Source organism: Streptomyces sp. NPDC053750 (assembly GCF_044544295.1).
Lineage (GTDB): Bacteria > Actinomycetota > Actinomycetes > Streptomycetales > Streptomycetaceae > Streptomyces.
On record NZ_JBITXB010000020.1, the window covers coordinates 60,893 to 76,223 of the forward strand.

12 protein-coding genes are annotated in these 15,331 nt (G+C 72.2%); 7 read left to right on the forward strand and 5 right to left on the reverse strand.

Annotated elements, in window-relative coordinates:
* Positions 1 to 41: 41 nt before the first annotated feature.
* From ACIGO6_RS35730 to ACIGO6_RS35750, 5 genes are all read right to left on the reverse strand, one after another.
* A complete protein-coding gene (locus ACIGO6_RS35730) occupies positions 42 to 1,823 on the reverse strand; it encodes a RyR domain-containing protein (RefSeq protein ID WP_399883870.1) in 1,782 nt (593 codons plus the stop codon).
* Entirely contained in the window at positions 1,820 to 2,677 is an 858-nt protein-coding gene (locus ACIGO6_RS35735; RefSeq protein ID WP_399883872.1) for a RimK family alpha-L-glutamate ligase, read from the reverse strand. Before ACIGO6_RS35735 ends, ACIGO6_RS35730 begins: the two co-directional genes overlap by 4 nt.
* On the reverse strand, positions 2,674 to 5,625 hold the full coding sequence (locus ACIGO6_RS35740) for a TIR domain-containing protein (RefSeq protein WP_399883874.1): 2,952 nt from the start codon (positions 5,623 to 5,625) through the stop codon (positions 2,674 to 2,676). The genes ACIGO6_RS35735 and ACIGO6_RS35740 overlap by 4 nt, the downstream gene beginning before the upstream one ends.
* 32 nt (positions 5,626 to 5,657) lie before the next feature.
* Entirely contained in the window at positions 5,658 to 6,626 is a 969-nt protein-coding gene (locus ACIGO6_RS35745; protein ID WP_399883876.1) for an NAD(P)-dependent oxidoreductase, read from the reverse strand.
* 92 nt (positions 6,627 to 6,718) lie between these two features.
* Positions 6,719 to 7,051 (reverse strand): DUF427 domain-containing protein, encoded by a 333-nt coding sequence (locus tag ACIGO6_RS35750; protein ID WP_399883878.1) that lies wholly within the window; start codon positions 7,049 to 7,051, stop codon positions 6,719 to 6,721.
* 91 nt (positions 7,052 to 7,142) lie between these two features.
* Here ACIGO6_RS35750 and ACIGO6_RS35755 point away from each other — a divergent pair, with 91 nt between their 5' ends.
* The 7 genes from ACIGO6_RS35755 to gatC all read left to right on the forward strand — a co-directional run bounded on the left by ACIGO6_RS35755 (position 7,143) and on the right by gatC (position 15,331).
* Positions 7,143 to 7,682 (forward strand): TIGR00730 family Rossman fold protein, encoded by a 540-nt coding sequence (locus ACIGO6_RS35755; RefSeq protein ID WP_399883880.1) that lies wholly within the window; start codon positions 7,143 to 7,145, stop codon positions 7,680 to 7,682.
* Between the two features lie 27 nt (positions 7,683 to 7,709).
* A complete protein-coding gene (locus ACIGO6_RS35760) occupies positions 7,710 to 8,399 on the forward strand; it encodes an SDR family oxidoreductase (RefSeq protein ID WP_399883882.1) in 690 nt (229 codons plus the stop codon).
* 30 nt (positions 8,400 to 8,429) lie between these two features.
* A complete protein-coding gene (locus ACIGO6_RS35765) occupies positions 8,430 to 9,437 on the forward strand; it encodes a methionine synthase (RefSeq protein WP_399883884.1) in 1,008 nt (335 codons plus the stop codon).
* A 15-nt stretch (positions 9,438 to 9,452) separates the two neighbouring features.
* Positions 9,453 to 11,648, forward strand: a complete 2,196-nt coding sequence (ligA, locus tag ACIGO6_RS35770; RefSeq protein WP_399883886.1) for an NAD-dependent DNA ligase LigA — start codon at positions 9,453 to 9,455, stop codon at positions 11,646 to 11,648.
* A gap of 259 nt (positions 11,649 to 11,907) precedes the next feature.
* Positions 11,908 to 14,160 (forward strand): putative bifunctional diguanylate cyclase/phosphodiesterase, encoded by a 2,253-nt coding sequence (locus ACIGO6_RS35775; RefSeq protein WP_399883888.1) that lies wholly within the window; start codon positions 11,908 to 11,910, stop codon positions 14,158 to 14,160.
* Between the two features lie 263 nt (positions 14,161 to 14,423).
* Entirely contained in the window at positions 14,424 to 14,915 is a 492-nt protein-coding gene (locus ACIGO6_RS35780) for a cupin domain-containing protein (RefSeq protein ID WP_399883890.1), read from the forward strand.
* A 119-nt stretch (positions 14,916 to 15,034) separates the two neighbouring features.
* A complete protein-coding gene (gene gatC, locus ACIGO6_RS35785) occupies positions 15,035 to 15,331 on the forward strand; it encodes an Asp-tRNA(Asn)/Glu-tRNA(Gln) amidotransferase subunit GatC (protein ID WP_003973500.1) in 297 nt (98 codons plus the stop codon).

Sequence of the window (15,331 nt, forward strand, 5' to 3'; positions counted from 1 at the left end):
CGCGTACGACCTCGTCACGCCTCGTCGCCGCTCGCCGCCCCTCACCGTCTCGGCCGGGGAATTCCTGTCCCGGTCCGGGTGCTCGTGGCGGGTACGACGTCGAAGCCCACATCGGCCAGGACGGCCCCCATCCCGCGGATGGCCTCCCGATCCTTCTCCCGGTCCGTGTCTGCGAGTTCGGACCAGGGGACGAGGTCGGGGTGGTGCCGGGCGGCGTCGTCGCGGACGGCGGCGTAGGTCCACCCGGCGGCCCGGCGGTCGTCCATCCAGCGCCGGTGCTCGGCCTCGGCGAGCGACTCGACGACGTCCGGCGGCAGCTCCAGGGGCGCGACGCGACCGTCGCGCGGCATGAGGACACAGTCCAGTTCCGCCAGCTTCTGACCGAAGGAGATCACTTGGCTTCGGTTGGCGTTGCGCAGGTCCTCCGGCAGGTCACTCCAGGGGAGCAGTGTGCCGGTGGGTCGCGCGCCCGCCGCCCGTTCCCGTGCCCGCTGCCGCAGATAGGCCTCGTGGACCGCACGGGCCATGATCTCGGTGAGGTCCTCACCGATCGCGTCCGGCCGGTAGGCGGAGGCCTTGATGCTCCACAGGCGCAGACGGCCGCCCATGCCGTCGAGCGGGGCCGCCGCGGTGTCGGACGGTCGGAAGGCCTGCCAGTATCCGATGACGTCGTCGGCGCAGACGGTGACGCTCTCCGGACACGCCCGCCACAGGTCGGTGTCCAGCAGCGCTTGCCGGATCGCCTGTTCCGGGTCGGGCGGACACAGGTAGACCCTGGCCACCGAGCCCCGCCCGGCCGCCTCCCGGACCGCTTCCGACAGGGCCGCCTCGCTGCCGCGCAGCAGGCAGGCGTCCCTCAGATACGGGTGGACGGCGGAGAGCTCCTGTACGGCCTCCCCGGCGCCCGGACCGACCCAGGTGATCCTGAGCCGGGAGGGATCCCGGTCGAGACGCGCGAGGCAGGTGATGAAGGCCGCCGCGAACGCGCCGTCCCCGAAGACGAGTACCTCCCGTGAACGGTCGTCCGACAGCTGTGCCGCGTCCTCCCGCGCCAGCCGGGTCGCCGCCGCCTGGTAGCGGTTGAAGAAGTCCAGCCGCACCCGACGGGCCCCGTCCCCGCTCCACCAGCGGGCCTGGAGCGCTCGGCACAGCGCCGGGTCACGGATCTCCGCGTGGATGCTCGGCCCGCCCGCCACGAGGGTCCCCGAGGCCGCGAGTGCCACCGCCAGGTTCCGCGTGCTGTCCTCGTCGCAGGCGTACAGGGCCTTCGCCCCGGCCAGCCCGGCCGCGGTGAGCGTCGTGGCGAACCGGGGGTCACCGGCAACGGGTTGCGGTGCGCCGCGGCCCGCCGTACGACCGCCGGGCTCGCCGCCGACGACCACCACCTGGTGACCCGACGCGGTGAGGGTCAGCGCCAGAGAGCGCGCTCCGGAGCCCGAACCGCACACGATCACATGGCCGCGCCGACGGCGGGTCCAGCGCTGCCGCAGCTCCTCGGAGAACAGCCGTCGCCCGGCTTCGAAGGCCGCGTAGAACGTCACCGCGGGCGCGACGAAGCGCGCCACCTGCAACAGCCACGGCACGGCCAGGGACCCCTCCGGCTCGTCCCATTCCAGGACGAAGAGCTGGAGGACCCGGAAACAGATCTCCCACGCGTCGTGCCGGGCACCCGGATACTGGTCCAGTTGCTGGTCGACGCCGACCGTCCCGCAGACCACGGCGATCAGGGTGAGCACGCCCGCGACCACGCCTCCCGCCGGCAGCAGGCGTGGCCGTTCGCTCGGCGCGGGTCCGTCCGGGCGGGCCCCCGGCGGACCGCTCATCCCGTGGTCAGCACGGACGCGAACGCGTCGTACGCCCCGTCGCCGTACCGCAGGAACAGATCGGGTTCGACCACCTCCGCCTCCATCAGCAGGGGGACGTTCCCGTCACCCAGCACGAAGTCGATGCGGGCGTACCGCGGCGCGCCGGGCAGCGCGCTGCCGACCTTGGCGACGAAGTCCTCCATCCACGGCCGGACCGTCTCGGTGAGGACCGTGCCGCCGTAGTGGTGCTGCACCCTGAACTCGCCCTCGGCCGGCACCTTGCGGACCACGTGGCTGAGCCGGCCGCCGATCTGGATGGCGGAGTACTCGCCCGTGGCGCGCACGGACGGGACGAACTCCTGGACCAGAGCGGGGCCAGGGGGCGGGTCCTCGCCCCTGAGGAGCTCGCACGCGGCGTCGGCGTCCTCGAGGAGCCAGGTGCGCCGGCCCCCCGCGCCGACGGTGGACTTCACGACGAGCGGGCCGGGTCCCAGTTCGGCGGTGAGCGCGTCCGGTTTCACGTGCGCGGGATCCGTCACGGTGACGGTCGCGGGTACGGGGACGCCCTGCTCGGCCAGCTCGTTCAGGTAGCGCTTGTCGGTGTTCCAGCGCATGAGCGGCAGCGGGTTGACCAGACGCTCGCCGACCACCTGCTCCAGCCACCCGTCGAACGCGGTCAAGTGCTCCGAGTAGTCCCACGGGGCGTGCAGGAGGACCCGGTCGTAGTCCGCCCACGCCACGGCGGGGTCCGACCACGCGACCAGGTCGGCTCTCGCCCCACGCGCCCGAAGGGCCTTCAGGAGCCCATGGGTGTCCTCCATGCCGTCGGGCAGACGGGTGGCCGTGACCACCGCTATCGACGCAGGGTTCACGCGATTCCCTCCTCGGGCCGTACTCCGGTGATGCCCCAGAGCAGCAGGTGCATGGGGTCGGGGTGCTCCCGGTTGAAGTCGACGGCCTGGAGGCTGCGCAGCAGGGGAGGCATCACCGGGAGGGTGGCGCCCTTCAGCAGGACCGGGATGATCGGGCACCGCCTGCCGAGGAATTCCTGGAGCACGAACCAGACCTCGTCCTTCTGCCAGGGACCCACGCCACTCGGCCCCACCAGAACCGCGGCACACGGCATGTTCTCCACCTGGTCCTGGATCGCGGTGACCCAGGGCGTCCCGGGAGAGGTCTCCCAGAGGTCGATCCACGGCCGGATGCCGTGCCGGCGCAGCTCCTGGGCCAGCATCAGGGCGAGTTCCTCGTCCTGATGGCTGTAGGAGATGAAGACGTCATAGAGCTGCCTCTTCTCCTTCAGCGCGAACTCGGTGGAACGCAGCGCGACATTGCGGGTGTACGAGGCGGCGGTCTCGATCGCGGAGACTTCGGCGGGTCGCCTCCATGGCTTCCCCGTGCCACCGAGTTCCACACGCCCGTCGCAGACCCCGCAGGTGATCCAGTCGAAGCCGCGCTGCCTACGGCGTTGCCGCTGCTCCGGGCTGACGACGGTGTCGCACTCGTCGCAGGCGACGTGCTCGACGGTCTCCACCTCGTCGCCCACGCAGTGCCGGGCGATCCGCGAGCGGCACAACTCCTCGAACAGAGCGCAGTCCGTCTCGTTCACCCGCGGGTCGTGCCGCACTTCGAACCGGATGTGTGCCCCGCGGTCCGGGTGCACCGAGATCCACGAGGAGCCGCCGTCCGGCCGGACGAAACGGGCCCGGGACGCCCACAGTTCCCAGTCGGAGAACAGCCCGGAGTAGACGAGAGCCCCCACCACCGAGGCGTAGGCGTGGTCGGCCAGGACCCGTGCCCGCAGCACCGTGCGGCCCTTCAGACCCTGCCACGCCGCCTCGTCCGGACGGCGTCTGACGGCGCTGGGCAGACAGAGCAGCCCACGGGCCTCGTCGCGTACCAGGGACCCGCTGGAGAGCAGCTCCTCGATCGCGGCGTGCATGATGTCCTCTTCGTGCTTGCGCTCGGCGACCCGGTCGTTCTCCAGGAGCGGGATGCGCAGGCCCAGGACCTCGTCCTCGGCCAGGGTGCCCCTGCCGTCCGCCACCTGCTGGGCCGCGATCACCAGCATGGAGGCGTACGCACCGACGATCGTGGGCTGCAGCAGCACGAGATCACCGAAGCGGAGCCTGCGCAGCAGCCCCTCGGAATCGAGTCCGGCCAGCAGGACGCGGAACTCCTCAAGCGTCGGCTCCGGCAGGTCCGCCCGCGCGCAGGACTGGCAGAACTCCCGGTACAGCAGGCGGGTCTGGCTCATCACCCGGCCCGCCGCCGCCTGCTGGAGCACATACGAACGCAGCTGCTGGAACCGCGTGTTGGAGGTGATGGTCGGTACGGAGTCCCAGTCGACGGCGCCGAGGATCAGCTCCCGCAGCTCCCTGATGTTCGTACCGTCCCGCGCGCTGGTCTGCACGGTGCCGAGGTGCCGCAGCACTTCTGGCCGGCCCTCCTGCGTCGCCAGGTCGAGGCTGAGACCGCCCCGGTCCGCGCGGGCGATCACCACGATGCGCTGCGGGCCGTCGTCCCCCGTGGACCCCAGGCGCAGCAGCGTCTCCCACTCGCGGATCTCGTCGAGGGGGTTGCCGGCGTTGCGGTTGTCGAGGACCAGCAGGGCGACCTCGATCCCGACCGCCTCCACGGGCTGGACGAGCCGGTACACCGACTGCCCGGCGAAGTCCCAGAGGAACACCTCGCGCACGACGGTGCCGAGGTCGTCGTCGACGACGCTGCGGTCCATGAGGGAGACCTGCGTGCCGTGGGTCGACTCGGTCGCCTTGAACCCCTTGCCGCACAGCGCCCGGCTGAGCGCGGTCTTCCCGACGCCGGTGTTGCCCAGGAGGGCCACCCTGCAGTTCGCGTAGCGCGCGGCGCCCGACTCGGCGACCAACTGCTCGACGAGCGCCGTGTCGTAGGTGCGCAGCGTGAGCTCGCGGTCCTCACGTCCGGTGCTGACCAGGTAGGGCAGCGTGGGATGGAAACGTCCACTGCCGTACCAGTGGTGGTGGGCGGCGACGTCCTGGAGGACGTCGATGAGTTCCATGGTGTCCGCGCGGTAGACCCACAGATGTGCCGCGTCGTCCTGCACCGCCAGCAGCCGTCCGTCCGACGACAGGGACAGGTCGTGCGGCGTGGCGGTCAGGCCTCGCACCGTGTGCAGCAGGCGCAGTTCCCGCCGGTCCCACACCCGGACGGTGCCATCGCTCGACGCGGTGTAAAGCACGGCGGTGGTGGGGTTGTCGATCACCCGCAGCACGAACCCCTGATGGGCCGCCACTTCCCCCGCCGCTTCCCCGCTGTCGAGGTTCCACGCCCGGAGCATGCCGTCGCGTCCGGCGGTGTAGAGCAGCCCGTCGTCCTCGTTCCACCGGACGTCCTCGATACGTCCCTGGTGGGCCGGGACGGTGCGCAGCGCGTGCCCGTCCGCGGCGTCCCACACGCGCACGGTGCCGTCGTAGCTGGCGGAGTAGATCAGCGACCGCTCGTTCGCCCAGCCCACGCCGTGGACGTCGTCGGTGTGGCCGGCGAGCGTCAGCTCTTCTGTGCCGTCGAGGGGGTTCACCACGTGCACCGTGTTGTCGCGGCCCGCGACGGCCAGCCGGTCCCCGTCGTCCCGCCAGGCCGCCGTCCACAGCGCCTTGTGCGACACGACGTGTCTGGACCGCGCCCGTCCCTCGGCGTCGACCAGGTGGACCGCACCCGACTGGGTGGGCACCGCCAGGAGGTCTCCGCGCGGGGACCAGGCGACCCGGGTGATCACCTCACCGCCGACGGACAGGCGCCAGGTGTCCTCCAGTTTCCGTGTCCCCTGGTTCACCTGCATGGACGATCCCCCAAGACAGTGTCGGACGGTGGTCAGTAGCCGCGGGCCGGGTCCACGGCGAGCTCCGGGGTGCGCCCGTCGAGCAGCGCACGCCAGCAGGACGCGAAGTCCGCGGACACGTCCTCGGGTGCCGTGATGCCCGCCGAATGCGACGTGATCACCGTGCGGGGAAGCTTCCACACCGTGTGGTCGGGGCCTGGTGGTTCCTCGGGCAGTACGTCGAGTACGGCCGCCCGCACACTGCCGTCGTCGAGTGCCGTGCCCAGGCCGGCGAGGTCGACGGTGGCGCCACGACCGACATTGATGAACGTGGCACCGCGCATCGCGCCGAACGTCGCGGCGTCGAAGAAGCCCGCGGTCCGGGAGGTCAGGGGGAGGGCGGACACCACCCAGCGGGCCTCACCGAGCCGGGCCAGGGCGTCGTCCGGGGTCACCGACTCGTCGAAGGCCCGCTCGTCGTTCCTGGGAGTGCGGGCCACCCCCACGGCCCTGATCCCGCAGGCACGCAGCAGCGCGCCCACCCTGGCACCGATGCGTCCGGCACCGTAGACCAGCGCGGTCCGGCCCTCGGCGAGCTCCGACGGCAGCCGCCGCCACTCGGCGTGCCGCTGCTGTTCGAGGTGGGCGGGCACCTCCTGGCACTCGGCGAGGATCCAGGCGAGAACGTACTGCGCGATACGGTCCCCCATGCGGCCGACCGTCCGGGTGAGCAGGGTCCGCTCCGGCCAGGGAGCGGCGCTCAGGAGTGCGTCCACCCCGGCGTTGGTGCTGTGGAACCAGACCAGCCGCTCCGTGCGGAGCTCGTCGGGAAGATGCGGGCCCACGTAGACGAGGGGGCCGGACGGGGGGACGGCGCCGGAGCCCCGCTGCTCGTGCCGCCGCACCGGTCGCCGTGTGATCCGCCGCAGCTCCTCGAGCACGGGGTCGCCCAGGCCGGCATCCGTCAGGATGCTCGCGTGCGCCAAGGCCTCGCTGTCACCGCTGTCCTCGCTCCGCAGCATGTGCCCCCGTCGCTCCCCACCGTGGTTGACTGTGCGTCAAGTGCCGAACCCGGCAAGGATAGGTGTTCGGGTGACCGGCCGCAGAGGGGTGATCAGGAAATCTCTGCGTCGTAGAAGCAGAAGTGCCCCTTGATCTCCGCAACCTCCGGCTTCGGGTCCGGGTACGCCCAGGCGACGTCCGGCGTGTCCGGCAGTGACCAGTAGGACGCGTCGCCCTTGAAGGGGCAGTGCGTGTGCGTGTCGGACGGCGTCAGCAGGTCGAGCCGGACGTCCTCGGCCGGGATGTAGTAGCGGTCGGGACAGCCCGTCTCGTGCAGCACCAGCGCCGCGTCGCTCTCCGCCAGCACCCGGTCGCCGTGCACCACGCGCACGTGCCGTTCGCTCGGCTCGACGGTGATGCGGTGTCCCTTGACTCCCTTGGTCACGATCGTCCTCCTGGTGGCAGTGGTGTCGGTCATTACAGCGTGCCCGCAGGCCGGGTTCTTCCCCTCTGGGCCGGGCCGTACGGTGGAGGCCATGAACATCTGCGTCTTCCTCTCCGCCGCCGACCTCGACGAGCGCTACACCCGCCCCGCGAAGGAGTTCGCCACGCTGCTCGGCAAGGGCGGCCACACGCTCGTGTGGGGCGGTTCGGACAGCGGGCTGATGAAGGTGGTCGCCGACGGCGTGCAGGAGGCCGGAGGGCGGCTTCTCGGGGTCTCGGTGGACTTCCTGGAGGCGAAGGCGCGCGAGGGTGCCGACGAGATGGTGATCGCACGGGACCTGGCCGAGCGCAAGCGGCTGCTGCTGGAGAAGGCCGACGCCGTGGTGATCATGGTGGGCGGCACCGGCACGCTGGACGAGGCGACGGAGATCCTGGAGCTGAAGAAGCACGGACACACCGACAAGCCGGTCGTCCTGCTCAACACGGCCGGCTTCTACGACGGCCTCAGGGAGCAGTTCCGCCGTATGGAGGACGAGGGCTTCCTGCCGCGCCCCCTCAGTGAGCTGGTGTTCTTCGCCGAGGAGCCGGTCGGTGCGCTGGCCTACCTGGAGGAGAGCCGGGGCGTGGCCTGAGCCTCGGGTGATGCGAGCATGGCGGGCATGGCTACACATGTGATCACCGGAGCGGGCTCCGGCATCGGCGCGGCCGTGGCCCGCCGCCTGCACGAGCGCGGCGACGAGATCGTGCTGCACGCGCGCGACGCGGGCCGCGCGAAGGAACTGGCGGCCGCGTTCCCCGGCGCGAAGACGCTGGTCGGCGACCTGGCGGACCCGGACAAGCTCTCCTGGGCCTTCTCGCACCAGACGCTGCCCGACCGGGTGGACTCGCTGCTGCACATCGCCGGGGTGGTCGACCTCGGTCCGGTCGGCGACCTCACGCCGAAGACCTGGCGCAGCCAGCTGGGCGTCAACCTGGTCGCCCCCGCCGAGCTGACCCGCCTCTTCCTTCCCCAGCTCCGCGTCGCCCAGGGCCACGTGCTGTTCGTGAACTCCGGCGCCGGGCTGAGCGCCCACGCGGGCTGGTCCGCGTACGCCGCCTCCAAGCACGGCCTGAAGGCCCTCGCCGACTCCCTGCGCCAGGAGGAGCACCCGAACGGCGTACGCGTCACCTCGGTCTACCCCGGCCGCACCGCCAGCCCCATGCAGGCCAAGGTCCACCAGCAGGAGGGCAAGGAGTACGACCCCGCGCGGTGGATCGACCCCGAGTCGGTGGCCACGACGATCCTGATGGCCCTGGACCTGCCGAGGGACGCGGAGGTCAACGACCTGACGGTGCGCCCGGGAAGGTGACGGCGCCGGGGTGTTCCGTAGGCTGCTGCGGTGAGTGAAAACAGCCAGCCCAGGTTCGGCCCCGCCACCGGCGTCGGCTCCCTGCCGGGGGACGACGCGCGCGAGGCGGTCAAGACCGCCACCGGCTCCTTCGAGGACTTCCCCTTCCTGCCCGAGCTGCCCGCCCGCGGCCCCGGCGCCGACATGATCGGCCGCACCGCGGGGATGCTCGTCGAGCTGTACGCGCGCGTGGAGCCCAGCGGCTGGCGGCTCGGTGACCGGCCGGGGCGGGACACCAAACGGGCGCGGGCCTGGCTGGGGGAGGACCTCGACGCCCTGGAGGAGTTCACCCAGGGCTACGAGGGGCCGTTGAAGGTCCAGGCCGTCGGCCCCTGGACGCTCGCCGCCGCCCTGGAGCTCAGGAACGGCGAGGCGGTCCTCTCCGACGCCGGCGCCTGCCGCGACCTCGCCGCCTCGCTCACCGAGGGACTGCGCCTGCACCTGGCGGAGGTCCGGCGCCGGGTGCCCGGGGCGCGGCCCGTGCTCCAGCTGGACGAGCCGTCCCTCACCGCCGTCCTGCGCGGCCAGGTACGGACCGCCAGCGGCTACCGCACCCACCGGGCCGTCGACCGCCAGGTCGTCGAGGCCGCCCTCCGCGACGTCGCCGGAGTGCACGGCGACGGGCCCGTCGTGGTGCACTCGTGCGCACCGGACGTGCCGTTCGCCCTGCTGCGCCGGGCCGGCGTCAGCGGCATCTCCTTCGACTTCTCCCTCCTCACCGAACGTGACGACGATGCGATCGGCGAGGCGGTGGAGGCCGGTACACGGCTGCTCGCCGGTGTCGTGCCCGGCACGGACGGCCCGTTGTCAGACCCTGCCGGTAGCGTCATGGGTGTCAGGACGCTGTGGCGCAGGCTGGGGCTGCATCCGGGACTTCTCGCGGAGGCGGTCACCGTCACCCCGTCGTGCGGACTCGCGGGCGCGTCCCCCGAGTACGCCCGCCGGGCGCTCGCCCACTGCGTCCGGGCGGCGAGATCCCTCGCGGACAACCCAGAGTAACGGGAGGACCACACGGTGGCCGGCGACAAGCAAGCGGAGACGACGAGTGTGCCCGCCGAGGCGCGCGAGAAGCACGTGCAGCTCGCTGAGCAGATCGAGGAGCACCGCTTCCGGTACTACGTGAAGGACGCCCCCGTCGTCAGCGACGCGGAGTTCGACCGACTGCTGCGTTCCCTGGAGCAGTTGGAGGAGGAGTATCCGGAGCTGCGCACCCCGGACTCCCCGACCCAGAAGGTCGCCGGTTCGTACGAGACGGACTTCACGGCCGTCGAGCACCGCTCGCGCATGCTCTCGCTGGACAACACCTTCAACGACGACGAACTCGCCGCGTGGACCGAGCGCATCGCCAGGGAGCTCGGCGAGCAGGAGTACCACTTCCTGTGCGAGCTGAAGGTCGACGGCCTTGCCGTCAACCTCACCTACGAGCGCGGCAGGCTCGTCCGCGCGGCCACCCGCGGCGACGGCCGTACCGGCGAGGACATCACGCCCAACGTCCGCACCATCGCCGAGATCCCGGAGCGCCTCAAGGGCGACGAGGTCCCCGACCTCGTGGAGATCCGCGGCGAGGTCTACTTCCCGATGGAGAAGTTCCAGGAGCTCAACGCCCGGTTGAACGAGGCGGGGGACAAGCCCTTCGCCAACCCGCGCAACGCGGCGGCCGGTTCGCTGCGCCAGAAGGACCCCCGCGTCACCGCCACCCGCCCGCTGCACATGGTGGTCCACGGCATCGGCGTCCTGGAGGGCTACTCGGGCATGACCCGCCTCTCCCAGGCCTACGACCTGCTCTCGAACTGGGGCCTGCCCACCTCCCCGCACAACAGGGTCGTCGACGGCCTCGAGGGCGTACGGGAGTTCATCGCGTACTACGGCGAGAACCGCCACTCCGTGGCGCACGAGATCGACGGTGTCGTCGTCAAGCTCGACGAGATCCGCCTCCAGGGGCGGCTCGGCTCCACCGCCCGCGCGCCGCGCTGGGCCATCGCCTACAAGTACGCGCCGGAAGAGGTCAACACCAAGCTCGTCGACATCAAGGTGGGCGTCGGCCGCACCGGCCGGGTCACGCCGTACGCGCAGGTCGAGCCGGTCACGGTGGCGGGCAGCGAGGTGGAGTTCGCCACGCTGCACAACCAGGAGGTCGTCAAGGCCAAGGGCGTGCTCATCGGCGACACCGTGGTGCTGCGCAAGGCCGGGGACGTCATCCCGGAGATCCTCGGTCCGGTCGCCGACCTGCGCGACGGCAGCGAGCGGGAGTTCGTGATGCCGGCCGAGTGCCCCGAGTGCGGGACGCCGCTGCGGGCCATGAAGGAGGGCGACATCGACCTCCGCTGCCCCAACGCCCGTACCTGCCCGGCGCAGTTGCGCGAGCGTGTCACCTACCTCGCCGGCCGGCAGTGCCTGGACATCGAGCACTTCGGCGGCGTCGTGGCGGCCGCGCTCACCGGACCGCTGGAGCCGGCCGACCCGCCGCTGGTCGACGAGGGCGACCTCTTCGACCTCACCGTCGAGAAGCTGCTGCCCATCAAGGCGTACGTCCTCGACCCGGACAGCGGGCTGCCCAAGCGCGACCCCAAGACCGGCGAGGAGAAGATCGTCACGGTCTTCGCCAACCAGAAGGGTGAGCCGAAGAAGAACACCCTCGCGCTGCTGAAGAACATCGAGGAGGCCAGGAGCCGTCCGCTCGCCCGCTTCCTCAACGGCCTGTCCATCCGGCACGTCGGACCGGTCGCCGCCCAGGCGCTCGCCCGGGAGTTCCGCTCCGTCGACCGCATCGAGCAGGCCACCGAGGCGGAGTTGGCGAACACCGAGGGCGTCGGCCCCATCATCGCCGCCTCCCTCAAGGAGTGGTTCGCCGAGGAGTGGCACCGCGAGATCGTCCGCAAGTGGAAGGCGGCCGGAGTTCCGCTGGAGGACCGGTCGACGGGGGAGGACGAGGGCCCGCGCCCGCTCGAGGGACTCACCGTCGTCGTCACCGGCACCCTGGAGAACTTCACCCGGGACGCGGCCAAGGACGCCCTGCAGAGCAGGGGTGCGAAGGTGACCGGATCCGTGTCCAAGAAGACGTCCTTCGTCGTCGCCGGTGACAACCCGGGGTCGAAATATGACAAGGCGATGCAGCTCAAGGTGCCGCTTCTGAACGAGGACGGTTTCACCGTCCTGCTCGAGCAGGGGCCCGAAACGGCGGCCGACGCCGCGCTTTCGGCCGAGGAATAGCGGTTGAAGGCCACCCGATCGGCGCATACCAGATGCATACGGGTGGCCGGGACGCATTCGGGCAACCGTCGACGACCGCTGCCCGTGGAAGCCTTCTGCGGCCTAGTGTTGAGGATGTGCGCCTGCCGTGCCCAGCTGCGGTGGGGGGCATCCCCTGCCCCGAGGGACAGGGGAGAGAGTTCTCCAACGCGGAGCCGTTGAGGGGCGTCGGGCGTGGGGCCGTGTGGCGTGGGCACCGCCGGCTGTGAGAGGGACGGGAATGGAACCGACCGAGAGCGCCGCCGCGGGCTCACGGCTGCGCCCCAGTCGCCTGGTGGCGGCGTGGCAGGCGAGCCGGTGGCCAGGGCAGCGCGCTGGTGGCACGCCGAGTTCCGCGGTGGACGCCCGCGGCCCGGCGCCGCGGGGTGCCCCGGCCCCCGCGTCCGGCCACGCCCCCGGGCTGTCCGACACCGACGGCGAACGGCACCTGTCCTGGCCCGCGTTGCCCTCGGCGATCGTCACGGCCGCCGCCTTCGTCCTGGGCGCCGGCTTCTACCGGGCGTTCACCGACGGCCACGCCCTCTTCCCGTCCGGCACCGTCGGCTGGGCGCTGGCCGTGCTGACCGGCATCGTCGTCGGCCACCTGGTCATGCTCGGCCGCTCCCGCTGGTGGGGCGGCACCGGCTCGGGCGCCGCCCTCACCCTCGCCGTGCTGCTGCTCTACGGCTGGGTTCCGGCCGGCATGGTCAGCCTCACCGTCGTCGTGCTGGTCGGCATAGCCCGCCGGGGCCGCTGGCGACAGGGCATCCTGCACGGCGCGGTGGACATCCTCGGCATAGCCGCGGGCGCCCTGCTGCTGGGCGTCTGCGGCTCCGTGCCGTCCGTGGAGGACCCCTGGGACCCGGACACCTGGGGGATGTACGCGGCGCCCAAGGTGGTGCTCGTCGCCGTCGCCTACCTCGCCGTCACCCGCGCCCTGCTGTGGTACCTGCACACACCGCGCGCCGGCCTGCCCACGGTCGCCCGCACCGCCCTGGTCAGACAGGGCCTGGTGGCCGTCGCCCTGCTCGGCATCGCGCCGCTGGTGTGCGTGGTCGCCGTCGCCAAGCCGCTGCTGCTGCCGCTGTTCGCCATTCCGCTGATCGCCCTCGACTCCACGCTGTGGATCGCCCGCGCCCGCGCGGAGGAGCAGCTGCGCGACCCGCTCACCGGACTGCCCAACCGGCAGTGGCTGCTGGAGCGGACCTGGACCGCGCTGGACGACGCCGAGCGCATCGGCGCCCGCGCCGCCCTGATGCTCATCGACCTCGACCGCTTCCGGTCGGTCAACGACACGCTCGGACACCTGGCCGGCGACCGGCTGCTGCTGCAGACCGCCGACCGGCTGAGGGCGGCCCTGCCGCGCGGGGCGGAGGCCGCGCGGCTCGGTGGCGACGAGTTCGCCGTCCTGCTGCCCGTCGCCGACTCCACCACGTCGGCCACCCGCCTCGCCCGTCAGCTGGTCGCCGCGCTCGGCTCGCCGCTCGACCTGGACGGGCTCACCCTCGTCCTGGAGGCCAGCGCCGGCGTCGCCGTCTTCCCCGACCACGCGCTGGACGCCGAGGGGCTGCTGCGCCGGGCGGACGTGGCGATGTACCAGGCGAAGCGGGACCGCACGGGCGTCGAGGTCTACGAGTCCAAGCGGGACTCCAACACCCCCGACCGGCTGGGGCTGCTGGGCGACCTGCGCCGGGCCCTGGACGCCCGCGAGGTGCAGCTGCACTACCAGCCCAAGGTCCGCTTCGACGGACAGGTCGCGGGCCTGGAGGCGCTGGTGCGGTGGGTGCACCCCGAGCGCGGCAAGGTGCCGCCGGACGAGTTCATAGCGATCGCCGAGTCCTCCGGGCTGATGCCCCACCTCACCGAGTACGTCCTGGAGACGGCGCTCGGGCAGGTCGCCCGGTGGCGCTCCCAGGGCCTGTTCGTGCCGGTCGCGGTCAACGTCTCCCCGCGTGACGTGCACACCCCCGGCTTCGCGGGCGCGGTGGCCGCCCGGCTGGCCCGGCACGGTGTCCCGGCGGGAGCGCTCCAACTGGAGATCACCGAGCACGTCCTCCTGGAGGACCCGCAGCGTGCCGCCGACACCCTCAACGCGCTGACCGGACACGGCGTGAAGATGTCCCTGGACGACTTCGGTACCGGCTACTCCTCCCTCGTCCACCTGCGCAAGCTCCCGGTCAGCGAGCTCAAGATCGACCGTTCGTTCGTGGCCCGGCTGGCCATCGACACCGAGGACGCCGAGATCGTGCGCTGCACCGTCGACCTCGCGCACTCCCTCGGCCTGCTCGTCGTCGCCGAGGGCGTGGAGGACGACGAGACCTGGGAGCGTCTGCGCGACCTGGGCTGCGACGCCGTGCAGGGCTGGCTGGTCGCGGCCGCGATGCCGCCGGAGGAGACCACGGCCTGGCTGCTCGCCCGGGGCTCCCGAGGCTGGCAGCGCCCCGCCGCGGCGCTCCCCGCCGCGGCGACGGACGAACCGGGCCGACTGGGCTGACCGGGCGCCCATCACGCGGGGCGGACGGGCGCGGCGGGCGGTCCGGGGCGGCTGGGGGGACCGGGCGCGGCACGTGGGGCGGAGGGGTCGCGGCGGACGACTCGGTCGGCTGGGGGGACCGGGCGCATCATGGGGGGCGGTCGGGGCGCGGCGGACGGCCCGGGGCGGCCCGGGGCGGCTCGGCTGACGCCGTGCATCACGTGGGGCGGACGTGGGCACCCGGCATCGAACCGGCCGCGCGGCGCACCCCCGGGAGACGAGCCATGTCGTTGTCCGTACCGCAGTCCGACGAATCCGTCATCGTCCGGGAGGCCGGGGCCGAGCTCCTCGGCGGCGCCCCCGTCACCATCAGGCTGCTGGCCGACAGCAGCGCGACCGGCGGGGCGCTGTCCACCCAGCGCGTCACCCTCGCCGACGGCGCCGACGGCGCCCGGCCCCACTTCCACAAGGGCTCCGCCGAGATGTTCTTCGTGCTGGACGGCGTGGCCCTGCTGCTCGACGGCGACGACATCCTCACCGCCGAGCGCGGCGACCTCGTCGTCATCCCCCCGGAGCGCCCGCACGCCTTCGCCGCCGCGCCCGGCACCGACGCCGACCTCCTGATCGTCCTCGCCCCCGGCGTCGAACGCTTCGAGTACTTCCGCCACCTCCAGCGCATCCGCCTCGGCGAGGTCCCGCCGGAAAGCATCCTGGACGTGCAGGACCGGTACGACAACCACTTCCTGACCAGCACGGCCTGGGAGGCACGCCGCTGAGGACGTGCGGACGGGGAAACCGTTTCACGGGCACGGGGCGCCGCCCCATAGGATTGGGCCAAACCGACTTGCCCAAGCCGATTTGCCCCAACCACACACTCACCCCAGAGGAACGCTGCATGCCTGGCATCACGCGCGAGGAGGTCGCCCACCTCGCCCGGCTGGCGCGTCTGGAGCTGAAGCCCGAAGAGCTCGAGCACTTCGCGGGACAGCTGGACGACATCATCGGCGCGGTCGCCCGCGTCAGTGAGGTCGCCGACCAAGACGTACCGCCGACCTCGCACCCGCTCCCGCTGACGAACGTCATGCGGCCGGACGAGGTCCGTCCGTCGCTCACGCCCGAGCAGGCGCTCTCCGGCGCCCCGGCCCAGGAGCAGCAGCGTTTCAAGGTGCCGCAGATCCTGGGGGAGGAGTAA